21 protein-coding genes are annotated in these 22,429 nt (G+C 68.5%); 6 read left to right on the top strand and 15 right to left on the bottom strand.

Going from position 1 to position 22,429, the window contains the following annotated elements; genetic code table 11:
* Positions 1 to 72 precede the first annotated feature (72 nt).
* Positions 73 to 2,145, bottom strand: a complete 2,073-nt coding sequence (gene tkt / locus BSE24067_RS12520; protein ID WP_151068145.1) for a transketolase — start codon at positions 2,143 to 2,145, stop codon at positions 73 to 75.
* A gap of 218 nt (positions 2,146 to 2,363) precedes the next feature.
* Here tkt and speE point away from each other — a divergent pair, with 218 nt between their 5' ends.
* From speE to BSE24067_RS12535, 3 genes are all read left to right on the top strand, one after another.
* Positions 2,364 to 3,221: a polyamine aminopropyltransferase gene (gene speE, locus BSE24067_RS12525; RefSeq protein ID WP_151068143.1), complete on the top strand. Its 858-nt coding sequence runs from the start codon at positions 2,364 to 2,366 to the stop codon at positions 3,219 to 3,221.
* A 264-nt stretch (positions 3,222 to 3,485) separates the two neighbouring features.
* Positions 3,486 to 3,902, top strand: coding sequence for a VOC family protein (locus BSE24067_RS12530; protein WP_151068141.1), 417 nt, complete (start codon positions 3,486 to 3,488; stop codon positions 3,900 to 3,902).
* A gap of 17 nt (positions 3,903 to 3,919) precedes the next feature.
* Entirely contained in the window at positions 3,920 to 4,687 is a 768-nt protein-coding gene (locus tag BSE24067_RS12535; RefSeq protein ID WP_151068140.1) for a 16S rRNA (uracil(1498)-N(3))-methyltransferase, read from the top strand.
* Positions 4,688 to 4,823: 136 nt separating this feature from the next.
* Here the strand turns inward: BSE24067_RS12535 and BSE24067_RS12540 are convergent, their stop codons facing one another.
* From BSE24067_RS12540 to BSE24067_RS12550, 3 genes are all read right to left on the bottom strand, one after another.
* Positions 4,824 to 5,387 (bottom strand): barstar family protein, encoded by a 564-nt coding sequence (locus BSE24067_RS12540; protein WP_151068138.1) that lies wholly within the window; start codon positions 5,385 to 5,387, stop codon positions 4,824 to 4,826.
* Between the two features lie 16 nt (positions 5,388 to 5,403).
* On the bottom strand, positions 5,404 to 5,835 hold the full coding sequence (locus BSE24067_RS12545) for a ribonuclease (RefSeq protein WP_151068136.1): 432 nt from the start codon (positions 5,833 to 5,835) through the stop codon (positions 5,404 to 5,406).
* Between the two features lie 377 nt (positions 5,836 to 6,212).
* Complete coding sequence (locus tag BSE24067_RS12550; RefSeq protein WP_367647136.1) at positions 6,213 to 8,555, bottom strand: NADP-dependent malic enzyme; 2,343 nt, start codon at positions 8,553 to 8,555, stop codon at positions 6,213 to 6,215.
* A 100-nt stretch (positions 8,556 to 8,655) separates the two neighbouring features.
* Here BSE24067_RS12550 and thiL point away from each other — a divergent pair, with 100 nt between their 5' ends.
* The 3 genes from thiL to BSE24067_RS12565 are packed head-to-tail and all read left to right on the top strand — an operon-like array spanning position 8,656 to position 10,757.
* Entirely contained in the window at positions 8,656 to 9,690 is a 1,035-nt protein-coding gene (thiL, locus tag BSE24067_RS12555) for a thiamine-phosphate kinase (protein WP_174904770.1), read from the top strand.
* Positions 9,680 to 10,225 carry a phosphatidylglycerophosphatase A family protein gene (locus BSE24067_RS12560; protein WP_151067310.1) on the top strand — a complete coding sequence of 182 codons (546 nt, stop codon included), beginning with the start codon at positions 9,680 to 9,682 and terminating at the stop codon, positions 10,223 to 10,225. Before thiL ends, BSE24067_RS12560 begins: the two co-directional genes overlap by 11 nt.
* A gap of 31 nt (positions 10,226 to 10,256) precedes the next feature.
* Positions 10,257 to 10,757 (top strand): CinA family protein, encoded by a 501-nt coding sequence (locus BSE24067_RS12565; RefSeq protein WP_151067311.1) that lies wholly within the window; start codon positions 10,257 to 10,259, stop codon positions 10,755 to 10,757.
* Positions 10,758 to 10,799: 42 nt separating this feature from the next.
* Here the strand turns inward: BSE24067_RS12565 and BSE24067_RS12570 are convergent, their stop codons facing one another.
* From BSE24067_RS12570 to BSE24067_RS12620, 11 genes are all read right to left on the bottom strand, one after another.
* Positions 10,800 to 11,858: an HAD family hydrolase gene (locus BSE24067_RS12570; RefSeq protein WP_151067312.1), complete on the bottom strand. Its 1,059-nt coding sequence runs from the start codon at positions 11,856 to 11,858 to the stop codon at positions 10,800 to 10,802.
* A 203-nt stretch (positions 11,859 to 12,061) separates the two neighbouring features.
* On the bottom strand, positions 12,062 to 12,889 hold the full coding sequence (gene pyrF / locus BSE24067_RS12575) for an orotidine-5'-phosphate decarboxylase (protein WP_151067313.1): 828 nt from the start codon (positions 12,887 to 12,889) through the stop codon (positions 12,062 to 12,064).
* Positions 12,890 to 12,928: 39 nt separating this feature from the next.
* A complete protein-coding gene (locus BSE24067_RS12580; RefSeq protein ID WP_151067314.1) occupies positions 12,929 to 13,990 on the bottom strand; it encodes an aldose 1-epimerase in 1,062 nt (353 codons plus the stop codon).
* Between the two features lie 73 nt (positions 13,991 to 14,063).
* Positions 14,064 to 14,882 carry an SDR family NAD(P)-dependent oxidoreductase gene (locus tag BSE24067_RS12585; RefSeq protein WP_151067315.1) on the bottom strand — a complete coding sequence of 273 codons (819 nt, stop codon included), beginning with the start codon at positions 14,880 to 14,882 and terminating at the stop codon, positions 14,064 to 14,066.
* Positions 14,883 to 14,905: 23 nt separating this feature from the next.
* Positions 14,906 to 15,922 (bottom strand): L-arabinose ABC transporter permease AraH, encoded by a 1,017-nt coding sequence (gene araH / locus BSE24067_RS12590; protein ID WP_151067316.1) that lies wholly within the window; start codon positions 15,920 to 15,922, stop codon positions 14,906 to 14,908.
* A gap of 97 nt (positions 15,923 to 16,019) precedes the next feature.
* The gene (gene araG, locus BSE24067_RS12595; protein WP_151067317.1) at positions 16,020 to 17,531 is read right to left on the bottom strand and encodes an L-arabinose ABC transporter ATP-binding protein AraG; all 1,512 of its coding nucleotides are present in this window, start codon (positions 17,529 to 17,531) and stop codon (positions 16,020 to 16,022) included.
* Positions 17,532 to 17,598: 67 nt separating this feature from the next.
* Positions 17,599 to 18,594 carry an arabinose ABC transporter substrate-binding protein gene (locus tag BSE24067_RS12600; RefSeq protein ID WP_151067318.1) on the bottom strand — a complete coding sequence of 332 codons (996 nt, stop codon included), beginning with the start codon at positions 18,592 to 18,594 and terminating at the stop codon, positions 17,599 to 17,601.
* Positions 18,595 to 18,706: 112 nt separating this feature from the next.
* On the bottom strand, positions 18,707 to 19,486 hold the full coding sequence (locus BSE24067_RS12605; protein ID WP_151067341.1) for an SDR family oxidoreductase: 780 nt from the start codon (positions 19,484 to 19,486) through the stop codon (positions 18,707 to 18,709).
* Positions 19,486 to 20,163 (bottom strand): 2-dehydro-3-deoxy-6-phosphogalactonate aldolase, encoded by a 678-nt coding sequence (locus BSE24067_RS12610; RefSeq protein ID WP_151067319.1) that lies wholly within the window; start codon positions 20,161 to 20,163, stop codon positions 19,486 to 19,488. Before BSE24067_RS12610 ends, BSE24067_RS12605 begins: the two co-directional genes overlap by 1 nt.
* Positions 20,164 to 20,185: 22 nt before the next feature.
* Positions 20,186 to 21,211, bottom strand: coding sequence for a 2-dehydro-3-deoxygalactonokinase (locus tag BSE24067_RS12615; protein WP_151067321.1), 1,026 nt, complete (start codon positions 21,209 to 21,211; stop codon positions 20,186 to 20,188).
* Positions 21,208 to 22,107, bottom strand: a complete 900-nt coding sequence (locus BSE24067_RS12620) for an IclR family transcriptional regulator (RefSeq protein ID WP_151067323.1) — start codon at positions 22,105 to 22,107, stop codon at positions 21,208 to 21,210. Before BSE24067_RS12620 ends, BSE24067_RS12615 begins: the two co-directional genes overlap by 4 nt.
* Between the last annotated feature and the right edge of the window lie 322 nt (positions 22,108 to 22,429).

Here is a 22,429-nt window from a genome sequence, read left to right on the forward strand (position 1 = left end):
CTGAAAAAATTCGTTTCGTGCAGCTTCACGGTGCGACGCGCGCGGGGCGGCCCGCGCGCGTCGCGAATGCTTTTAGGCCAGCACGGCCTTCGCGGTCTCGACGACGTGCTCGACGGTGAAGCCGAAGTACTTGAACAGCACGCCGGCCGGCGCCGATTCGCCGAACGTGTCGATCCCGACGACGCCGCCTTCGAGGCCGACGTACTTGTGCCAGAAGCTCGTCACGCCCGCTTCGATCGCGACGCGGCGCACGCCGTGCGGCAGCACGCGTTCGCGGTACTCGGCGTCCTGGCGGTCGAACACGTTGGTCGACGGCATCGACACGACGCGGGCCGCGATGCCCTGCTGCGCGAGCGGCTCGACGGCCTTCATCGCGAGTTCGACTTCCGAGCCCGTCGCGATCAGGATGATCTTGCGCGCGACGATCTCGTCGTCCCAGTCCTTCAGCACGTAGCCGCCCTTCCCGATGTTCGCGATCTGCGCATCGGTACGCGGGTTGAACGCGAGGTTCTGGCGGCTGAAGATCAGGCTCGACGGACGATCGGCGGCGACCGCGTGCGTCCATGCGACGGCCGTCTCGACCGTGTCGGCCGGACGCCATACGTCGTGGTTCGGGATCAGGCGCAGGCTCGACACGTGCTCGATCGACTGGTGCGTCGGGCCGTCTTCGCCGAGGCCGATCGAGTCGTGCGTGAACACGAAGATCGACGGAACCTTCATCAGCGACGCGACGCGCAGCGCGTTGCGGCTGTAGTCGGAGAACGTCAGGAACGTGCCGCCGAACGGCTTGTGGCCGCCGTGCAGCGCGAGGCCGTTGATCGCGGCGCTCATCCCGAATTCACGCACGCCGTAGTTGATGTGATTGCCGAGCAGCACGCCCGCGCCTTCCGGATTCGCGCGCACCGCCTTCGATGCCTTCCAGTTGGTCAGGTTCGAGCCGGTCAGGTCGGCCGAGCCGCCGAGCAGTTCCGGCAGCACGGCGGCAAGCCCTTCGATCGCCTGCTGCGACGCCTTGCGGGTCGCGACCGTCTCGGCGCGCTCGTTCGCGCCGGCGATGATCGCCGCAGCCTTCTCGGCCCAGTCGGCCGGCAGCTTGTTCGCCATCCGGCGCTCGAATTCGGCGGCTTCGGCCGGATACTTCGCGCGGTACTGCGCGAACGTGTCGTTCCATGCAGCTTCGGCGCGCTTGCCGGCTTCCTTCGCGTCCCACGCCGCATAGACTTCCTGCGGAATCACGAACGGCTCCCAGGTCCAGCCGAGTGCCGCGCGCGTCTTCGCGATTTCTTCCGCGCCGAGCGCCGCGCCGTGCACGTCGTGGCCGCCGGCCTTCGTGGCCGCGCCCTTGCCGATCACCGTCTTGCAGCAGATCAGCGTCGGCTTGTCCGACAGCTTCGCCTTCGCGATCGCCGCGTCGACCGCGTCGACGTCATGGCCGTTCACGTTCGGGATCACGTTCCAGCCGTACGCCTCGAAGCGCTTCGGCGTGTCGTCGTGGAACCAGTTGACGACGTCGCCGTCGATCGAGATGCCGTTGTCGTCGTACAGCGCGATCAGCTTGTTCAGCTTCAGCGTGCCCGCGAGCGAGCAGGCTTCGTGCGAGATGCCTTCCATCAGGCAACCGTCGCCGAGGAACACGTACGTGTGGTGATCGACGATCTTCGCGCCGTCGCGGTTGAACTCGTCGGCCAGCAGCGCTTCGCCGAGCGCCATGCCGACCGCGTTCGCGAGACCCTGGCCGAGCGGGCCGGTGGTCGTCTCGACGCCCGGCGTGATCCCGTATTCCGGGTGGCCCGGCGTCTTCGAGTGCAGCTGTCGGAAGTTCTTCAACTCTTCGATCGGCAGGTCGTAGCCGGTCAGGTGCAGCAGCGAATACAGCAGCATCGAGCCATGGCCGTTCGACAGCACGAAGCGGTCGCGGTCCGCCCAGTGCGGGTTCGTCGGGTTGTGCTTCAGGTGGCGCGACCAGAGCGCCACGCCGATTTCGGCCATGCCCATCGGCATGCCGGGGTGACCGGAGTTCGCTTGCTGGACGGCGTCCATCGCGAGCGCACGGATCGCGTTGGCCATCAGGGTGGTGGAGGCGGGAGACGAAGTCGTCATGTCGAGTCCGGAGAACGAGTCGAGGAAACGGGGGCACGGCGGCATCCGCAAGCTCGAGCGTCAATCGTTCCCGGCGCGCGGTGCGGCGCCTGACGGACGCGAAGCGGACGGAGCCTACGGACGGGGCTGCAAAGCTCGTCATTTTAACAGATGGGCCGACATTTCCCTTGTCGGTGCGCGGTGTTCGGGCACGCATTTCCATGGGACCGCGCGCCTCCTATAATTCAGGCGTCGGAACTCCCCGCCCCGAGCGGCCCCCGCCCTTGAGTACGACCCTTCTCTTTCATCCCACGCCCGACGTTGCTTACGGCTTCCCCAATGCCCGACGGCTCGCGCACGTCGCATCGCCGCACCAGCACATCGAGGTCTGGGAAACCGCGCAGCTCGGCCGTCTGTTCACGCTGGACGGCCGGCCGATGACGTCGGTCGGCGACGAATACGTGTACCACGAGTGCATGACGCACCCGGCTGCGCTCGCGCATCCGTGCCCGCGGAAGGCGCTCGTGCTCGGCGGCGGCGACGGCGGCGCCGCGCGCCAGCTGCTCAAGCACGCGTGCATCGAGCGGATCGTGGTCGCCGAGCTCGACGACGAAGTGGTCGGGATGGCGCGCCGCTATCTCGACGACGTGCACCAGGGCGCGCTCGACGACCCGCGCGTCGAGGTCGTGATCGGCGACGCCGCGCAGTTCGTCGCGTCGACCGTCGAGCATTTCGATCTCGTCGTGTTCGACCTCACGCCGCCCGACTCGCCGGCGGCAGGCCTCTACACGCGCGAGTTCTACGCACGCCTCAAGCGGATCCTGACGCCGCGCGGCGCGATCTCGATGCACCTCGGCTCGCCGGTGTTCCACGCAGCGCGCATCGCCGCGCTGCTCGACGACCTGCGTGCGAGCTTCAGGTTCGTCGATCCGCTGTCCGCGCACGTGCCGCTGTACGGTTCGCAATGGCTGATGGCGATCGCGAGCGACACGCTCGATGCGGCCGCGCTGTTCGCGCACGACGTCGACGAACGGCTCGCCGCGCGCCGCGTGCAGGGGTTGCGCTATTACGATGCGCGACTTCATGCGGCCCTCTTTGCCCTGCCGCGCGCGCTGCGCGATACACTGGGCGTTCGCCGCTGAGCTTCCGGGCACGCGCATCGTGATGCGGGCTCGTCGCGATGCTCCCGCGCGCAACCCGCGACGCGCAGGCCCGCCACGACAGCGGCCGCCCGTCACGGTCGCGGCGCCGCATCGCGGGCCCCAACGGGCGCCCCGGGGCGCCGTTTTCCGTTGCACCGCGCAGCACGGGAGCGGAGTCGCTGCCGACGCGCCAACACTGTTCGACCGCCAAGCATGGGAACAGAGTGCGCGCTGAAGCGCCAACACTGTTCGACAGGAGATTTCATGACCGATCCACGTCCGGCCAACGTGCCTTGGTTGACGCCCTATCTGGCCGTACGCAATGCACAGGCGGCCATCGCGTTCTTCCAGGCCGCATTCGGCTTTGCACTGCGCGACATCCTCGACGAGGATGGCGCGATCATGCACGTCGAGATGACTTACCGCGACCAGCTGATCGTGATGTTCGCGCCGGAAGGCGCGTTCGGCTCGATCGCGCTCACGCCGAAAAGTGCGCACGCAACCGCTCCGCAGTCGTTCTATCTGTATGTCGACGACGTCGACGCGACCTGGCAGCGCGCGCTCGACGCCGGTGCGAAATCGCTGAGCGCGCCGCAGGATCAGTTCTGGGGCGACCGCTTCGCGCAGGTCGAGGATCTCGACGGCTACCGCTGGGCGCTCGCGTGCCGCCTCGCCGCATGAACGGAGCCGCCCCGAGCATGAGTGAAGCCACCACCACCGCGGCCGTGCCGCGCTTTTTCGTCGACACGGCCCTACGCGCCGATGCGACGCTCGCGCTGCCGGCCGACGTCGCGCGCCACGCGCAGGTGCTGCGGCTGCAGCCCGGCGACGCGCTCGCGCTGTTCGACGGCAGCGGCGGCCAGTACCGCGCGCGGCTCGTCGAAATCGACAAGCGCAACGCATTCGCGCAGATCGAGGCGTTCGACCCGGCCGAGGCCGAGCCGCCCTATCGCGTGACGCTCGCGCAAGGGATCGCCGGCGGCGACAAGATGGACTGGGTGATCGAGAAAGCCGTCGAGCTCGGCGTCGCGGCGGTCGTGCCGCTGTCGACCGCGCGCGGCGTCGTGAAACTGTCCGGCGAGCGCGCGGACAAGCGCGTCGCACACTGGCGCGGCGTCGTGCGCGCATCGTGCGAGCAATGCGGGCGCAACCGCGTGCCTGACGTCGCGGCAGTGCGCGGCTTCAGCGCGTGGCTCGACACGCTGCCGGCCGCGCCGGCCGATGGTGAGCTGCGGCTGCTGCTGTCGCCGCGCGCGAGCGTTCCGTTCGCGTCGCTGCCCGACGCGCCGCCCGCCGCGGCGGTCACGCTGCTGATCGGGCCGGAAGGCGGACTGTCGCCGGACGAGGAAAACGCGGCGCGCGCGCATGGCTTCACCGCGCTGTCGCTCGGGCCGCGCGTGCTGCGCACCGAAACGGCCGGCGCAGCCGTGCTCGCGGCGCTGGCCGCGCGCTGGGGCGGCTGGTGATGGGCTGAGCTCGCGCAGGCCGCGACGCGGCCCCGGCAACTTCCGATCCGCACGCGGCACGCGTCGCGCGAACGCAAAAAAGCCCGCTCGAAGCGGGCTTTTTTGCAATTCGGCCGCAGCCGACCGGATTCGCGCGTTACGCGAACGAATAGAACACGCGGAACGCGACCTTGCGCTCGGCCCAGAACTCGGCGGCCTCGCGGAACACGTCGAGCAACGTCTCGCGCCCTTCCTTGTCGAATTTCTGCGCGATCGGCAGCCCTTCGAGGACGATCACGAAACCGGGCTGCGCGCCGGCCTTCGCGACGAGGTCGGTCAGGCAGTCGTACAGCGCGTCGTAGTTCTTCCCGAAATGCTTCGGAAACAGGAACGAGGTCGCGATGGTTTCCATCACTTCCTGCTTCGACTGCGCGGCGCCGCAATACGCATACAGGAAATGCTGGCCGAGCCGACCGGCTTCGTCGGCGAGATCCTGCACGCGGAACGCGCGGATCGACTGCACGAGATTGGGTCGCACGGTCGTGAAAAGGCTCATAGGCTCCTCGTTCGATGAAAGCCCGGGCTCGGACGCCGGCTGCTCCGGCGCGCCGCCGGCCTGTGCCGCCGCGTGTAGTTGCATCACGCGCTGAAACAGATTGCCGTCGCCGGCCGCGAACAGTTCCGCCGCCGCCGTATCGTGCGCGTAGATGGAGTCGCTCATGCCGTTCATCCCGAAGTCATTCAACAATACGTTTAAAACTGTTGTAGTGGTCGTCCGTGTAATAACAGTTGTCGATCCGGCGCAATGGCCCGCCACAGACGATCCGGCGCGCGCCGCGATTGCGTGCGCGCGGCGTCGGCACCGTGTACTCGTGGTAGTAGCCGCGCTTCGCCTTCGGCAGGATCCGCTCGCGGTTCCCGAAGACGACGCCGTCTTTATCGTACGGATAGGGGCCACCGGCGCCGATCAGGCCAAGCGTGGTCACGGCCTCGCGCGGCAGACGGGCGGTCGGGATCGTATCGATCCCGCCGACGGCCATGTCGGCCGAAACGGCCTGCCGTGCATAAGCGGCGGAAACCAGACTGCCCGTCGGCGTGCCGACGATACCCATCGCGAACATCGCGAAGACGGACGCGAGCGCGCCGTTGCGGAGCCACTTGCGTGCCATGAACCGGGGTTCCCGCTGTTAAATCAAGTAGTTGACGACCAACCAAAGGCGTTAGCGTAGCGCTATTGTTCGCGCGAATCAATGTTCGTTTGGGAAACGAAAGCGCGGCGCCGCGCGGAATCGCGCATTTTTTACCGAAATCAGACTACATTTATCTTACATCGGATAAAATACCCGCGGCATCTCCGTCATGGCAAGACCCTGCCTCCTTGCCACGCTCGTTACCCGGAGTGGAGAGATGCTGCTGTTCCTTATGGGAAGCGCGGTTGCGCCCTGCCCGACGGCGTGCCCCTTGCGGGCACGCCCTTTTTTGCGTTTGTTTACAATTTCGCCCGACGCGCCGCACCGGATCGACCGGCGCGGCGCTCGTTTCCGGCTCAGCGCGCGGCGTTCACGTCGGCGACCAGCAGCGCCGCCATGTTGACGATACGGCGGACGGTCGCCGATTCCGTCAGCACGTGCACCGGTTCCGCCGCGCCGAGCAGGATCGGCCCGATCGCGATGTTGTTGCCGGCGGCCGTCTTCAGCAGGTTGTACGCGATGTTCGCGGCGTCGATGTTCGGCAGGATCAGCAGGTTCGCGTCGCCTTCGAGCGTCGACTCCGGCAGGATTTCCTTGCGCAGTGCCGCGTCGAGCGCGACGTCGCCGTGCATTTCGCCGTCGACCTTCAGCTCCGGCGCACGTTCCTGCAGGATCGCGAGCGTATCGCGCATCTTCTGCGCCGACGGCGCGTTGCTCGTGCCGAAATTCGAGTGCGACAGCAGCGCGACCTTCGGCTCGATGCCGAACCGGCGCACCTCTTCCGCGGCCATGATCGTGATCTCGGCGAGCTGTTCCGGGGTCGGGTCGACGTTCACGTGCGTATCGACGAGGAAGATCTGGCGGCCGGGCAGCACGAGGCCGTTCATCGCCGCGTACACGCTGCAGCCAGGACGCTTGCCGATCACCTGGTCGATGAAGTGCAGGTGGCGGTGCGTGGTGCTGATCGTGCCGCAGATCATCCCGTCCGCTTCGCCCTTCTTCACCAGCATCGAGCCGATCAGCGTCGTGCGGCGGCGCATTTCCACGCGCGCCAGCTGCTCGCTGATGCCCTTGCGCGCCATCATCTTGTGGTACGTCTGCCAGAAGTCGCGGTAGCGCTCGTCGTGCTCCGTGTTCACGACCGTGAAATCGGTGCCCGGCGTGAGACGCAGGCCGTAGCGCTGGATACGGTGCTCGATCACCGACGGCCGGCCGATCAGGATCGGCTTCGCGAGCTTTTCGTCGACGATGATCTGAACCGCGCGCAACACGCGCTCTTCCTCGCCTTCCGCGAACACGACGCGCTTCTTCTCTTCGGGCGCCGCGCGCGCGATCTGGAAGATCGGCTTCATCGTCGTGCCGCTGTGATACACGAATTGCTGCAGATGCTGCTTGTACGCGTCCATGTCCTCGATCGGACGCGTCGCGACGCCGCCGTCCATTGCGGCCTGCGCGACGGCCGGCGCGATCTTCACGATCAGGCGCGGGTCGAACGGCTTCGGGATCAGGTATTCGGGCCCGAACGACAGATCCTGGATCCCGTACGCGGTCGCGACGATGTCGCTCTGCTCGTGCTGCGCAAGCTCCGCGATCGCGTTGACGGCCGCGATCTCCATTTCGCGCGTGATCGTCGTCGCGCCCACGTCCAGCGCGCCGCGGAAGATGAACGGGAAGCACAGGACGTTGTTGACCTGGTTCGGATAGTCGGTGCGGCCCGTGGCCAGCACCGCGTCCGGGCGCACTTCGAGCGCGAGTTCCGGCAGGATTTCCGGCGTCGGATTCGCGAGCGCGAGGATCAGCGGGCGCTCGGCCATGCCCTTCACCATCTCCTGCTTCAGCACGCCGGCGGCCGACAGGCCGAGGAAGATGTCCGCGCCGTCGATCACCTCGGCGAGCGTGCGCGCGTCGGTTTCGCGCGCGAAACGCTCCTTGTCCGGATCCATCAGCTCGGTGCGGCCCTTGTAGACCACGCCGGCCAGGTCGGTCACGATGATGTTCTCGAGCGGCAGGCCGATGTCGACCAGCAGGTCCAGACACGCGAGCGCGGCAGCGCCGGCGCCCGATGCGACCAGCTTGACCTTCTTGATGTCCTTGTTCACGACCTTCAGGCCGTTCGTGACGGCCGCGGCCACGACGATCGCGGTGCCGTGCTGGTCGTCGTGGAACACCGGAATCTTCATCCGCTTGCGCGCTTCGCGCTCGACGATGAAGCAGTCCGGCGCCTTGATGTCTTCCAGGTTGATCCCGCCGAAGGTCGGCTCCAGCGCGGCGATCACGTCGACCAGCTTGTGCGGGTCCGATTCGTTCAGTTCGATGTCGAACACGTCGATGCCGGCGAACTTCTTGAACAGCACGGCCTTGCCTTCCATCACCGGCTTCGACGCGAGCGGCCCGATGTTGCCGAGACCGAGCACCGCGGTGCCGTTCGTCACGACGCCGACCAGGTTGCTGCGCGCGGTGAACCGCGCGGCGTTCAGCGGGTTCTCGACGATCTCCTCGCACGCGTACGCGACACCCGGCGAATACGCGAGCGCGAGGTCGCGCTGGTTGATCATCTGCTTGGTCGGCGCGATCGCGATCTTCCCCGGCGTCGGGAATTCGTGATAGTCGAGAGCGGCTTCGCGGAGCTTGGCTTTGGAGGAGGCTTGAGTCGACATGTGTCTCGTGGCGGGCGGATTAGAATAACTGTTCGACGGCATTGTAGCGCCAATCGAAGGCCGCCAGATCGGCGATTCGGGTGTGACAGCCGCGACAAAAATGTACTGAACGGTGCAGGAACGGCGCCGTTCGCTGCGTACAATGCCGTTCCGCTCACCGCTTCCGGGTCCGTCCGCCGTGCCAGCCGCCTTGTCCGAGTTTTCTCTGATCGATCGCTTCTTCGCGCGCCGCGCGGCCCGCGGCGTGCGGGCGTCGACGCTCGGCATCGGCGACGATTGCGCGCTGATCGCACCGCGATCCGGCAAGTTGATGGCCATTTCGACCGACATGCTCGTCGAAGGCCGCCATTTCTTCCCCGATGTCGCGCCCGACGCGCTCGGCCACAAGACGCTCGCCGTCAATCTGTCGGATCTCGCGGCGATGGGCGCCGAGCCGCGCGCGTTCACGCTCGCGTGCGCGCTGCCGCGCGCCGACGCCGCGTGGCTCGAGGCGTTCAGCGACGGCCTCTTCGCGCTCGCCGAGCGCTTCGGCTGCGAGCTGATCGGCGGCGACACGACGAGCGGGCCGCTGAACCTGTGCGTGACCGTGTTCGGCGAAGTCGCGCCCGACGCCGCACTGCGGCGCGATGCCGCGCGCGACGGCGACGACGTGTGGGTGTCCGGCACGCTCGGCGACGCACGCGCGGGGCTCGGAATCGCGCGCGGCGAATGGACGGCCGGCGCGCACGAAGCCGCCGCGTTCCGGCACGCGCTCGAGCGTCCGGAGCCGCGCGTCGCGCTCGGGCTCGCGCTCGCGGGTGTCGCGCACGCGGCGCTCGACATCTCGGACGGCCTCGCCGGCGATCTGCAACACATCCTGACGCGCTCGAACGTGCGCGCCGACGTCGACGCCGACGCGGTGCCGCGCTCGGCCGCGCTCGCGACGCTGCCGCCCGACGTGCAGCGGCGCTGCACGCTGGCCGGCGGCGACGACTACGAGCTGTGCTTCACCGCGCCGGTCGCCGCCCGTGCGGCGGTCGACGCGGCGGGCGCGAGCGCCGGCGTCCGGGTCACGCGAATCGGTACAATACGCGCGTTGTCCTCGCCGTCGGAGCAGCCCGCGATCGCGTGGCGCGACGCCGCCGGCGCGCCCCTGACCCTCACGTTGCACGGTTTCGACCACTTCCATGCAGACTGATCCGACGCCCGCGCAACCGGCGGCCGCGCCCGGCGCCGCCGGCGCCGCGCCGCAGCGCGCCACCGCGCGCCTGATGCTGTCGCATCCCGCGCACCTCGTGTCGCTCGGCTTCGGCAGCGGGCTCGCGCCGTTCATGCCCGGCACGTTCGGCACGCTGTTCGGCTGGCTCGCGTTCGTCGTGCTGAACCGCTATCTGACGGTGCCCGAATGGTGGGCGCTGATCGCGGTCGGGTTCGTCGCCGGCACGTGGATCACCGGGTTCACCGCCCGCAGGATGGGCACGGCCGATCCGGGCGCCGTCGTCTGGGACGAAATCGTCGCGATCTGGCTCGTGATGCTGTTCGTCACGCCCGCGACCTTCATCGGCCAGCTATGGGCGTTCGTCGTGTTCCGCTTCTTCGACATGCTCAAGCCGCCGCCGATCCGCTATTTCGACCGTCGCGTGAAAGGCGGGCTCGGCATCATGATCGACGACCTGATCGCCGCGTTCATGACGCTGCTCGTGATCGCGCTGTGGCGCTCCGTCGCCGGCTGACCGATTTCCCGACTCCCGTTTTCCGACGCGCATGCCAACCGATTCCGTCGTCCATCAGCTTGCGATCCGCGCAGGCAACAAGCTGCGTGACGAGCACCTGTCGCTCGCCACCGCCGAATCCTGCACGGGCGGCATGATCGCCGCCGCGATCACCGACATCTCCGGCAGCAGCCAATGGTTCGAGCGCGGCTTCGTCACCTATTCGAACCAGGCCAAGAGCGAGATGATCGGCGTGCCGCCCGATCTGATCGACAAGCACGGCGCGGTGAGCGAACCGGTCGCGCGCGCGATGGCCGAAGGCGCGCTGCGCAACAGCCGCGCGCAGGTCGCGCTGTCCGTCACCGGCATCGCCGGCCCCGGCGGCGGCAGCGACAAGAAGCCGGTCGGCACGGTGTCGTTCGCGTGGAGCAACCGGCTGCATACCGACGTCGAGACGGTCGTGTTCAAGGGCGACCGCGAGCAGATCCGCACGCAGGCGGCCGCGCACGCGCTGCGCGGGCTGCTGAAGCTGCTCGACGAACACGAACGCTGATCCGCCCGCGCCACGGTCGCAGCCTGGGCGGCCAGCGCACGCTTACTGGATCGTGTCGGGCTTCACGACGATCCAGTTCTTGTCCGCCGTGACCGGCAGCCCGAGCGACTTCTGTTGCGCGGCCGATTCGTCCGCCCACGCGCGGATCTGCGTCATCTGCTTGTCTTTCTTGTTCACCCACACGCGCACGCCGCCGCGCGCGACGTCGGTCGCATTCAGCAGCATGTAGCCGTCCGATTTCGGCGTGTCGCCCGCGACGAGCACCGGCTTCTTCCACTGATCGATCCAGCCGACGATCGAGCCGAGCTTGCCTTCGTACCACGTCATCGGGTTCATCAGGAACGGCGTGATCACGAGGCTGCGGTTCGCGGCCTCGTCGTACTTGCCGGCCTTGATCTGCAGCCGCGACGTGGTCAGCGCGCCCGTCGCCGGATTGCGCAGCAGCGTCGTCACGCCGATCACGTTCTGCGGCTTCACGTTGTAGCCGTACTTCGGATCGGCCAGCACGAGCCGCGCGAGCTCCTCGTGCGCGGCCGTCATCACGTAGACCTCGATCCCGTTCTCGTGCAGCGCGTTGTACAACTGCTGCATCCCGCGGAAGAAGCGCGGCGGGTTCGCAGCGCCGTCGACGACCTTGTCGCCCTGCCAGTAGCGGATCGGCACCGGCTTGCCGTCGGCGAGCATCGCGTCGACGTGGCGCTTCAGGTCCGCGAGCGACAGCCCCGCGAACGCCTGCGCGATCCACGGGTAGCAGACGAGGTCGTCGATCTCGCAGAGCCGGTAGTAGTAGCTCGTGAGCGATTCCTTGTAGTCGGCCGAATCCTTGAACGGAATCAGCTTCAGCGACGGATCGAGCGAGTCGCGCGTAAGCACGCCGTGGTTCTCGAGATACGGCAGCAGCGCTTCCTCGAGATCGTAGCGGTACGTCGTGTTGTCGGCGTCGAACACCGCGTAGTCGCCGCGGTGCGCATGCGCGGCGATCATGTCGTTCAGCGCCTTCGCGCTGTCCGCCGGCCAGTGCGACAGATCGGCCGCGTGGGCGACCGACATGCACAACGACGCGGCAAGCGCGCTCAGAAAACGTCGGGACAGGCGGGGCATGGCGTCACTCCATTCTTGACATTGTTGTTACGGATCGATGACAAGCGGCAGCATCGCGCGTTTGCCGAGCGCGCGTGCAGTGCGGAAGCGACGGGAAATTGTTCGCGTGCGCCAGAGCGGCACGACGTGGAAAGGCGAGGTGCGCGGCCCGCGAACGCGAGCCCGGCGCGGCAAGCGCCGCCCGGAGCGGGCGGCGCGGTATTTCAGCGATGCGCGTTGATCGTGTCGCGCGTCTGGCGCGCGGCGAGCGCCGCGGCTTCGGCGAAATCGTCGCCGTTGCTCGCGTACAGGATCGCGCGCGACGAGCTGATCATCATCCCGGTGCCGTCGGCCGTGCGGCCCGCATTGACGGTCGCCTGCACGTCACCGCCCTGCGCGCCGATGCCGGGAATCAGCAGCGGCATGTCGCCGACGATCCCGCGCACGATCTCGATTTCCTTCGGGAACGTCGCGCCGACCACGAGGCCGAGCTGGCCGTTCTTCGCGTTCCACTTGTTCGCCGCGAGATCGGCGACCACCTGGTACAGCGGCCGGCCGTTCGTGTCGAGAAACTGCAGATCCGAGCCGCCCGGATTCGACGTGCGGCACAACACGATCACGCCCTTGCCTTCATGCTCGAAGTACGGCTCGACCGAGTCGTAGCCCATGTACGGATTCACGGTGACGGCATCCGCGCGATAGCGCTCGAACGCTTCGCGCGCGTACTGCTCGGCCGTGCTGCCGATGTCGCCGCGCTTCGCGTCGAGGATCACGGGCAGGCCCGGATGCTGCAGGTGGATGTGCGCGATCAGCCGCTCGAGCTGGTCTTCCGCACGATGCGCGGCGAAGTACGCGATCTGCGGCTTGAACGCGCTCGCATACGGCGCGGTCGCGTCGACGATCTGCCGGCAGAATTCGAAGATCGCATCGGGCTGGCCGTCGAACTGCACGGGAAAGCGCGACGGCTCGGGATCGAGGCCGACGCACAGCAGCGAATTCGTGCGCTGCCACGCGGCGCGCAGCGATTCGATGAAAGTAAGCGGGGAAGACATGGCGGATACTCGCGGCAAACCGTTGGTAGACCGCGTATTTTACCCGCGTCGGCCGCGCCCTTCGCGCGCGGCCGCGTCGACACGCGCATCGGCCCGCTCGACGGTGAACGCGAAACGCCGCGTGAGCCGCTCGCCCGGCGCGAGCAGCGTCATCCCGTGCGCGGCCGCGCCGCCCGGCAGGTTCACCGCATTGATCGGATGGTCGACCGGCTCGAAGCAGAAGAACGGCTCGCCGGGCGGCGTATAGAGCACGTACGCGTCGGAATCGGCCGCGATCGTCAGCGACAGCGCGCGGCGCGGCCAGCTCACCGCCGCATGGCCGCCCCAGCCGGTGAACGCGTGATTGACGAGCGTCGCCGGCAACGGATACGCGACGCCGAACTGCCAGGCCGGCGGCACGCTCACGTGCCGCACCGGCAGGAAATCGGCGCCCGACAGCCACAGCCCGCCCGCCGCCGCGGCCAGCTCCGTCACGTCGTCGCGCACGATAAACGGATGCACGCCGAGCCCGAACGGCAGCCGCACGCGCCCCGCATTCTCGATCGTCAGCGTGATCGACAGCGTCGCGTCGTCGAGCGAGAACGACTGGATCGCGCGAAACGCATAAGGCGCGCCGCTCGTGCGATCGAGCGACAGCTGCAGCGTCGTGTCGGTCGCGTCGTCGACCTGCCAGCGCGCGAGCCAGCCGTCGCCGTGAATCGGCAGCGGCTCGTCGCGGCGGTTTCGCGGCACCGCGACGCTGCGCCCGTCGCATTCGAAGCGGCCGTTGCCGATCCGGTTCGAGTACGGCAGCAGCGGATAGCACGCGAGCTCGTTCGGATCGGTCGCGGTTTCCGGATGCTCGCAGCGGCGGAACACCGGCACCAGCGCGCCATGATCGCCGCGCCAGTCGAAGCGCGCGATGCCGCCGCCGAGATGCGGCAGCACGTCGAGCCGCAACGCCGCGTTCGACAGCGTGACGGCCGCCGCATGCGCGGCGCCGACGCCCTGCGCGAACGCGGCGGTCTGCGGGCCGGCGCTGACCGGCTGCGCGGCGGCCGCGAGGCGCGCGCGGCGCGACTGACTCGTGGACGACGATGCGCGCGAGGACGTGGCAGTCATGGTGAGCTCCTTTCGTTCGTCGATGAAACGATACGGCGCGCCGCGCGGCGTCACGCGAACACGCCGTCGGCAATCAGGCCCAGCCGCCGTCGACCACCACGTCCTGCGCGGTGATCATCCGGCTGTCGTCGGCCGCGAGGAACAGCGCCATCCGCGCGAGATCGTCCGGCAGCAGCTCGGCGTCGATGCACTGGCCGGCCTTGATCGCCGCGCGGCCCGCGTCGTCGAGCCACAGCCTGCGCTGCTTGTCGGTCATCACCCAGCCCGGCACCAGCGAATTCACGCGGATCCCGAACGGCCCGAGATCGCGCGCGAGCCCGCGCGTGAGCCCCTGCACTGCCGCCTTCGCGATCACGTACACGGGATAGCCGCCGTTCTTCAGCATCCAGCTGATCGAGCCGAGATTGATGATCGCGCCGCCGCGCTGCTGCTTCATGTCGTCGATCACCGCCTGCGCGGCGAAGAACTGGTGGCGCAAGTTCACCGCGATGCCCGCGTCGAACGATTCCGGCGTCACGTCGCCGATCGCATGGCGCGCGTCGTTCGCGGCGTTGTTCACGAGCACCGCGATCGCGCCGATCCGCGCACGGATCGCGTCGATCGTCCGGCGCAGCGCGTCGATGTCGGTCAGGTCGCACGGCAGGAACAGCGGCGCGTGGCGCACCGGCGGCTCGTGCGCGAGGCGCTCGGCGAGCGCGGCACCCGCGTGCGCATCGAGGTCGACGAATGCGACGCGCGCGCCCTGCCGCGCGAAGTGCTCGACGAACGACGCGCCGATGCCGGTCGCGCCGCCCGTGATCAGCACTGCGCGATCCTCGAGGCTCGGGTAGCACGCATAGCGCGCGTCGCCTGCTGCGGCGGGTGTGTGCTGCACGGATGTTTCGATGGTCATGCGAATCGTCTCCGTCGAATCGGTCAGTCGCGCACGCCGCGGTTCTTCAGCTGGTCGAGCAGCACGGCCGCGAGCAGGATCGCGCCGCGCACCAGGTACTGATAGAACGCGTCGATGTTCAGCAGGTTCATCACGTTCTCGACGGTGCCCATGATCAGCACGCCGATCACGACGCCCGAGATCGTCGCGCGGCCGCCCATCAGCGACACGCCGCCGAGCACGCACGCGGAGATCACGTTCAGCTCGAAGCCCTGCGCGGCGTTCGGCTGGCCCGACGTGATGCGCGACGCGAGGATCACGCCGGCGAGCGCCGTCACCGCGCCCTGGATCAGGAAGATGTACACGCGCGTGCGTTCGACGTTGATCCCCGCGAGCCGCGACGCCTCGGGATTGCCGCCGATCGCGAGCGTGTTGCGGCCGTACACCGTCTGGTTCAGCAGCACGCCGAACACGATGAAGCACAGCAGCGTGACCCAGATCGGCAGCGATACGCCGAACAGCGTGAGACCACCGAGCGCGATGAACGTATCCGACGACACGCCGACCGCCTGCCCCTTCGACACGATGAAGCCGAGCCCGCGCACGATTTCCATCGTCGCGAGCGTCGTGATCAGCGCGTTGATGCGCAGGTACGCGATCACCGCGCCGTTCACGAAGCCGATCGCCGCCCCGGCCGCGACCGCCGCGACGATCGCGACGACCGTGTTGTCGGTCGCGTTCAGCACCATCGCGCACAGCACGCCCGAGAACGCGACGGTCGAGCCGATCGACAGGTCGAAGTCGCGCGACGCAAGACAGAACATCATCGTGCACGCGACCATCCCGATCTGCGAGATCGACAGCGCGAGGCCGAGCATGTTGTCGATCGAGAAGAAGTGATCGACCGTCAGCGACATCGTGATGAACATCACCGCGAAGATCGCGATCAGGCTGTATTCGGTGAGCTGCTGCCACCACTTCTGACGGTCGCTCTGCTGCGGTACCAGCGCGTCGGCCGACGGTTTCACGGCTGCGCTGGCGAGGTTTTCCCTGACTTGCATGGTTGTGTCTCCTGCTCCTGCTTCGCGCGGCCCGCGCCGCGCGTGTTCGATACGAATGCCTGGCCGGTCCGGCCGCTTCAAGCTGCGTCAAACTACTTCAGGCCGCCTCGACGGCGCTCGTCTGCGGCAGCGCGAGACTCAGCACCGCGTGCTCGTTCGCCCGCTCGCGCGGCAGCTCGCCCGCGATCCGCCCTTCGCGCATCACGACGATGCGGTCGGACACGCCGAGCACTTCCGGCAACTCCGACGACACCATCACGATCGCGCAGCCGCGCTCCGCGAGCCGGTAGATCACGTCGTAGATCTCGTGCTTCGCGCCGACGTCGATGCCGCGCGTCGGCTCGTCGAGAATCACGACCTTCAGGTCGGGTTCCGCGAGCCAGCGCGACAGGATCGCCTTCTGCTGGTTGCCGCCCGACAGGAAGCGGATCTTCTGCCGCCGGCTCGGCGTCTTGATCTTCAGCCGCTGGATGAAGCGGTCGGCCGTTTCGGTCTCGGTCTTGCGGTCGATGAAGAGCCCCGCGCGCAGCGAATGGCGGCGGCAGCTGATGTTGATGTTCTCCGCGACCGACGCCATCGCGATGATCCCTTCCTCCTTGCGGTCCTCGGGACACAGCACGATCCCGTGGCGGATCGCGTCGCCGGTGCGCTTCACGTCGATGCGCTTGCCGTCGAGCGTCAGCGTGCCCGCGCGCCGGCGGTCGGCGCCGTACACGAGCCGCATCAGCTCGCTGCGGCCCGCGCCGACGAGCCCGAAGAAGCCGACGATCTCGCCCGCGCGCACCGAGAAGCTCGCCGGTTCGCGCAGCGCCGGGCCGTCGACGCCTTCGGCCGAGAACCGCACGTCGCCGAGCGCGCGCGGCGCGTAATGGTAGATGTCCGAAATCTCGCGCCCCACCATCTCGGCGACCAGCCGCTCGCGCGGCACGTCGGCCAGCGACTCGTGCGACGCGATCTTGCGCCCGTCGCGGAAGATCGTGCACGCGTCGCACAACCGGTAGATCTCGTCCATCCGGTGCGAGATATAGATCAGCGCGCGGCCCTGCGCGCGCAGGTCGTCGACGAGCTTGAACAGCACCTCGGTCTCGCGATGCGACAGCGAGCTCGTCGGTTCGTCGAGCGCGATCACGCGCGCGTTGCGCATCAGCGCCTTGCAGATCTCGACCATCTGCCGCTGCGCGATCGACAGCCGCCCGAGCTTCGCGTCCGGATCGAGATCGACGCCCATCGCGGCGAGCCGCTCGCGCACGTGGCGCTTCGCGTCGCCCTTTCGCACCCAGCCGAACGCATTCGGCAGCCGGCCGAGCAGCAGGTTCTCCGCGACCGTCAGGTCGGGCACGTACTGCAGTTCCTGGTGAATCACCGCAATGCCGGCCGCGATCGACGCGGCCGCACTCGAAAAATGCACGGGCTGGCCGTCGACCAGCACGCTGCCCGCATCGGGCTGGTATTCGCCGCCGAGAATCTTCAGCAGCGTCGACTTGCCCGCGCCGTTCTCGCCCATCAGGCCATGCACCTCGCCCGCGTGCACGTCGAACGAGATGCCGTCGAGCGCGCGCACGCCGGGAAATACCTTGCCGATATTGTCAAAACGCAGTGCCGCTGACACGTCGTCTCCCCACTTGCAGATCCATCGATCGCCGGCCGCCGCGTCGCCGCGGCAGCCGGCAAGCCGCTTACTTCGATGCGAGTCCCATCTCCTCGCGCACCTTCGACACGTTCTCGCGCGTCGCGAGCATGCCCGTCGTCAGCGTCAGCGCCGGCGGCGCCTTGCCCTGCGTGATCCACGTGTACATCAGGTCCGACGTTTCTTCGCCGTGGCGCTTCGGGCTGATGATCACGGTGCCGTAGAAGCCCGTCGGCTGCGGCTTCTTGAACTCGTTCAGCGCCGAATCGGAACCGCCGATGCCGATGCCGATCATGTTGTCCGCCTTGAAGCCGCGCCCTTCGGCCGCGCGCACCGCGCCGAGCACGGCCTCGTCGTTCAGCCCGTACGCGACCCAGTGCTTGAACTGCGGGTTCTTCGTGAGCGCGATGTTGGCCGCGTTGAACGCGTTCTCGGTGTCGGTCTTCGCCTGCGGCGCCGCGATCACGTTCGCCTTCGGAAAGCCCGCGGCGACCAGCGCGTCGGTCGCGCCGCTCGTGCGGTCGTGCGCGGTCGGCAACTGCTCGTACGTGATGTCGATCGCGCCGACGTCCTTCATGTTCCAGCCGCGCTTCTTGATCTCGGCCGCGATGCCGTCGCCGACCTGCTTGCCGATGTTGTACGCGGAAATCCCCATGTGCGGCACCGACTCGATCGGCTTGCCCGCGCCGTCGACGAGGCGGTCGTCGACCGTCATCATCTTCAGGTTGTGCGACTTCGCCTTCGCGACGATGCCCGGCCCGAGCTTCACGTCGGGCGTGCAGATGATGAAGCCCTGCGCCTTCTGCGCGGACAGGTTGTCGATCGCGCTCATCACCTTCTCGCCGGACGGCGCGCCGATCTTCACGAGCGTGAAGCCCTTGTCCTTCGCGGCCATCTCGGCGAATTTCCATTCGTCCTGGAACCACGGCTCTTCCGGCTGCTTCACGAGGAAGCCGATCTTGACCGGGTCGGCCGCGTGCGCCACCGGGCTCCCCATCACCACCGCGGCCGCGGCGGCCAGCGTTACGAACGTTCTGCGTTTCATCTCCAGTGTCTCCTTGTCTTCATCGAACGGGATGCAGCCGCTTGTTGGTTTCGACGCAGCATGCGCGCGGCCGTCGCACGTGCGGTCTTTCGAAATCGTTACGTCAATCGCGTCAGTCGTGGTACAGCGCCGCGCGCCCGCCGTCGACGGTGATGCACGCGGCATTGATGAACGGCGCTTCGTCGGACGCGAGAAACACCGCCGTCATCGCGACCTCCTCCGGCTTGCCGATCCGCTTCATCGGCTGCAGCGCGAGCGTCTCGGCCCGCGCCGCGGCCGGGTCCGGCTGCGCGTCCCACCAGTCGTGCGTGAGCTGCGTCTCGATGTAGCCGGGCGCGATCGCGTTCACGCGCACGTTGCGCGCCGCGTATTCGATGCCGAGCGCGCGCGTGAGCCCCAGCACGCCGTGTTTCGCGACCGGGTACGGGAAGCAGCCCGGGATGATCCGGAACGCGTGCGTCGACGCGATGTTCACGATGCTGCCGCGCCCGCGCTCGACCATTCCCGGCAGCGCCGCGCGGCAGCCGTGCCACACGCCGTCCAGGTCGACCGCGAAGCAGCGGCGCCAGTCGTCGTCCGTCATCGTCAGCGGATCGGCGAATACGTTGATGCCCGCGTTGTTCACCAGCACGTCGAGCGGCCCGAACGCGGCTTCGGTCTGCGCGAGCGCGTCGCGCACCGATTCCTGCCGCGTGACGTCCGCGTGCAGCGGCAGCACGCGCGCGCCGTCGATGGCGTCGGCGATCGCCGCAGCCGTGCGTTGCGCGTGCGGGAAATCGACGTCGACGAGCGCGACGGCCGCCCCTTCGCGCGCGAACGCGTGCGCGATCGCCGCGCCGATCCCGCGGCCCGCGCCCGTCACCACGGCGACCTTGCCCGCGAGGCGTTCCATCATGCGGCTCCGCCGCGCGCCGCACGCAGGCCGGCCTGGAACGCGCGCGCATTCGCCGCGGTCGCGTCCGCCGACTGGCCGGGCCGGTACAGCGCCGAGCCGAGCCCGAAGCCGTTCGCGCCGGCCGCGAGAAACGGCTGCATGTTGTCCGGCGTGATGCCGCCGACCGGAATCAGCGGCACCGCGCGATCGATCACCGCGCGCCACGCCTTCACGACCGGCACGCCGAGCTGCTCTGCCGGGAACATCTTCAGCACGTCGGCGCCGTTCGCGAGCGCGGCGAACGCCTCGGTCGGCGTCGCGACGCCGGGCGCGCTCGCCAGCCCGCGCTCGCGCGCGCGGCGAATCACCGCCGCGTCGCTGTGCGGCATCACGATCAGCGTGCCGCCTGCGTCCTGCACGCGATCGACGAACCCGGCGCGCAGCACGGTGCCCGCACCGACGATCATGTCGTCGGGCAATGCGCGGCGCAGCGCCGCGATGCTGTCGAACGGATCGGGCGAATTGAGCGGCACCTCGACGATCCGGAAACCGGCTTCATGCAGTGCATGACCGTGGTCCGCCGCTTCGGCGGGCGTGATCCCGCGCATGATCGCGATCAGCGGGCACGCGTCGAACGCGCGCATCAGTGCGGCGTTCGGCGTGTACGGCGCGGGCAGCGTAAGGTCGGACGACATCGGCAATTCCTCTTCTAACTGTTCATTGGTCGGCGCAAACGGGTTCGCCGTCCGCGCGCACGAGCCCGGCGCGCGATGCGATCCACCACAGGCCGCGCTCGGTCGCCTGCGCGGCGACGCGTGCGTGCGTGCAGCCGAACACGTTCAGCGCGTCGACGTAGCGCGCGCACAATCCGCCGTCGCCGATCAGCAGCAGCGGCTGGTTCGCCAGCGCCGCGCCGCGCTCCGCGAGCATCGCGTCGAGCGCATTCAGCTCGTGGCCGATCAGCAGCCCGGACAGGTAGTCGCCCTGCGCATCCGGCGCGAGCCGGTCGGTCAGGCCGAGCGTGCGTGTGCTGAAGATCGTCGCGAGCAGCCCCGTGCGCTGCGCGCCGCGCGCCACCGCGACGCCGCGCTCGAACGCCGCGCGGTCCGGCGACGCGCTCGCGCGCATCGTGCGGCCGAGGATCGTGTGATCGCGCAGCGCCGCGTACAGCTCGCCCGTCATGAAGGTCTGGAAGCGTTCGATGAGCCCGTCCTTCACCCACGCCCACTTCGCATGCGTGCCCGGCAGGCCGATCAGTAGCCCTGAACGATCGGCGTCAAGCATCGGATCGTTCGCGAGCGCACCGAATATCTGCGTTTCTTCGCCGCGCATCACGTCGGGCAGTTCGCCCGTTGCGATCACGCCCGGCACGATCGACACCGCCGTGCCGCGCGCGGTCGTCACCGTGACGAGGCCCGCGACGAGCGCGTCCGCGCCGGCCGGCACCGCGACGTACGGCGCCTCGCGCCAGCCCTGCGCGCTGCCGACCATCCCGGCGGCCAGCACCGGCACGCCGGGCGCGCGGTCGAGCCAGTCGCCGCACGCTTCCTCGAACACGACGTCGAATGCGCGCGCGCCGCCGGCCGGCACGTGCATCACGCCCGCCGCGCGGCTGCGCGTGTCGATCAGCGCGCCGTGCGCGTCGAACAGATACGCGCGCAGCGACGTCGTGCCCCAGTCGAGCGCGATCAGCGACGGTTCGGCGGAATTGGCGTCCGGTGCGGTCCGGGTCGAATTGGTCATCGTTTGATCCTGCGGGTACCTTGCGGCGGGCTCCAGCCGAGCTCCGCGGAAATGGCTCGCGCTTCGCGCTGCACGAGCGGAATGAGTTCGTCCATCCGGTCGTGCGGCATGTACGGAATCGTGCTTGCCACCGACACGGCCGCGACGATCGCGCCCGACGCATCGCGGATCGGCGCGGCCACGCAGCGGATCGACGCCTCGTTTTCCTCGAGGTCGAACGTGTAGCCGCCGGCCGCGTAATGGGCCATGCGCTGCAGGAACGCGCTCGTCTCGGGCCGGTTGTCCGGCTTGAAGTTCACGCCGGCCAGCGCGCGCCGCGCGGCCTCGAACAGCGAGCGCCACAGGTCCGGATCGAGATCCAGCATCATCGCCTTGCCGATCCCGGTCGACGCGAGCGGCATCCGGTGGCCGACGCGCGAGCGCATCTCGAGCCCGCGCGTGCCGGGAATCTTGTCGATGTACAGCACGTCGTCGCCGTCGCGCACGCCGAGGTGGATCGTGTCGAGCGTCGCTTCGGCGAGCGCTTCGAGGTGCGGCCGCGCGACCGCCGTGAGCGGCATCTGCTCGAGCGCGATCGTGCCGAGCTCGATCAGCTTCGGTCCGAGCAGGTAGCCGCCCTGCACCTGGCGCAGGTAGCGCGCCTGCACGAGGCTGCTAACGAGCCGGTGCGTCGTGCTGCGCGTCGTGCCGAGCGCGGCGCCGATCGCACGCATGTCGCGCGCGCCGTTCGCGATCGCTTCGAGGATCGCGAGGCCGCGCAGCAACGTCTGCGTGCCGGCCTGCTGCGCGGCGAGATCGAGCGGCGTGCTGGTCGCGCCGATGCTGTCGGTGAGCGGCGCATCGTCCGGCGTCGCGCGCCGGGCGTCGAGAGCGAGGGTGTCGGACATTTTGTTCATGGAACAGGCGTCTTCAGCGGAATCGGTGAAGCCGCGGACGCGACGCCGGAACGAGGTCGGGCGTCGCGGCAACGCGGCGGTCGATGCACCGAGGAAAGGGCCCGGCGAACGTCATGGAAGGTGTCTCCGTGTGCTCGGGCGCCGCGCGGTGCGTGGGTCCGAAGCTGTCGATGTGCTTCGGATTGTAGGAGCGGACGTACGCGTCTCCAATATTTGAGTGCGTTGTCCAGATAATGAGATATAGCGCGGGCGGGGATGGTTTTGCGCGAAAGGGCCGCGCGATGCGCACGGGGGCGAAACCCGCGCGTCGCAGGTTCCGCCC

This window comes from Burkholderia latens (genome assembly GCF_902499045.1).
In the GTDB taxonomy this organism is placed as follows: Bacteria; Pseudomonadota; Gammaproteobacteria; order Burkholderiales; family Burkholderiaceae; genus Burkholderia; species Burkholderia latens.

Coding starts and splice junctions, on each gene's coding strand:
- BSE24067_RS12565 (WP_151067311.1), top strand. CDS start 10,257: ATGCCAACCGATTCCGTCGTCCATCAGCTTGCGATCCGCGCAGGCAAC.
- BSE24067_RS12570 (WP_151067312.1), bottom strand. CDS start 11,858: ATGCCCCGCCTGTCCCGACGTTTTCTGAGCGCGCTTGCCGCGTCGTTG.
- BSE24067_RS12610 (WP_151067319.1), bottom strand. CDS start 20,163: ATGTCGTCCGACCTTACGCTGCCCGCGCCGTACACGCCGAACGCCGCA.
- BSE24067_RS12535 (WP_151068140.1), top strand. CDS start 3,920: ATGAGTGAAGCCACCACCACCGCGGCCGTGCCGCGCTTTTTCGTCGAC.
- BSE24067_RS12585 (WP_151067315.1), bottom strand. CDS start 14,882: ATGACCATCGAAACATCCGTGCAGCACACACCCGCCGCAGCAGGCGAC.
- BSE24067_RS12615 (WP_151067321.1), bottom strand. CDS start 21,211: ATGACCAATTCGACCCGGACCGCACCGGACGCCAATTCCGCCGAACCG.
- BSE24067_RS12530 (WP_151068141.1), top strand. CDS start 3,486: ATGACCGATCCACGTCCGGCCAACGTGCCTTGGTTGACGCCCTATCTG.
- pyrF (WP_151067313.1), bottom strand. CDS start 12,889: ATGTCTTCCCCGCTTACTTTCATCGAATCGCTGCGCGCCGCGTGGCAG.
- araH (WP_151067316.1), bottom strand. CDS start 15,922: ATGCAAGTCAGGGAAAACCTCGCCAGCGCAGCCGTGAAACCGTCGGCC.
- BSE24067_RS12580 (WP_151067314.1), bottom strand. CDS start 13,990: ATGACTGCCACGTCCTCGCGCGCATCGTCGTCCACGAGTCAGTCGCGC.
- BSE24067_RS12550 (WP_367647136.1), bottom strand. CDS start 8,555: ATGCCGTCGAACAGTTATTCTAATCCGCCCGCCACGAGACACATGTCG.
- tkt (WP_151068145.1), bottom strand. CDS start 2,145: ATGCCGCCGTGCCCCCGTTTCCTCGACTCGTTCTCCGGACTCGACATG.
- BSE24067_RS12605 (WP_151067341.1), bottom strand. CDS start 19,486: ATGGAACGCCTCGCGGGCAAGGTCGCCGTGGTGACGGGCGCGGGCCGC.
- BSE24067_RS12540 (WP_151068138.1), bottom strand. CDS start 5,387: ATGAGCGACTCCATCTACGCGCACGATACGGCGGCGGCGGAACTGTTC.
- BSE24067_RS12560 (WP_151067310.1), top strand. CDS start 9,680: ATGCAGACTGATCCGACGCCCGCGCAACCGGCGGCCGCGCCCGGCGCC.
- thiL (WP_174904770.1), top strand. CDS start 8,656: ATGCCGTTCCGCTCACCGCTTCCGGGTCCGTCCGCCGTGCCAGCCGCC.
- BSE24067_RS12600 (WP_151067318.1), bottom strand. CDS start 18,594: ATGAAACGCAGAACGTTCGTAACGCTGGCCGCCGCGGCCGCGGTGGTG.
- BSE24067_RS12620 (WP_151067323.1), bottom strand. CDS start 22,107: ATGAACAAAATGTCCGACACCCTCGCTCTCGACGCCCGGCGCGCGACG.
- BSE24067_RS12545 (WP_151068136.1), bottom strand. CDS start 5,835: ATGGCACGCAAGTGGCTCCGCAACGGCGCGCTCGCGTCCGTCTTCGCG.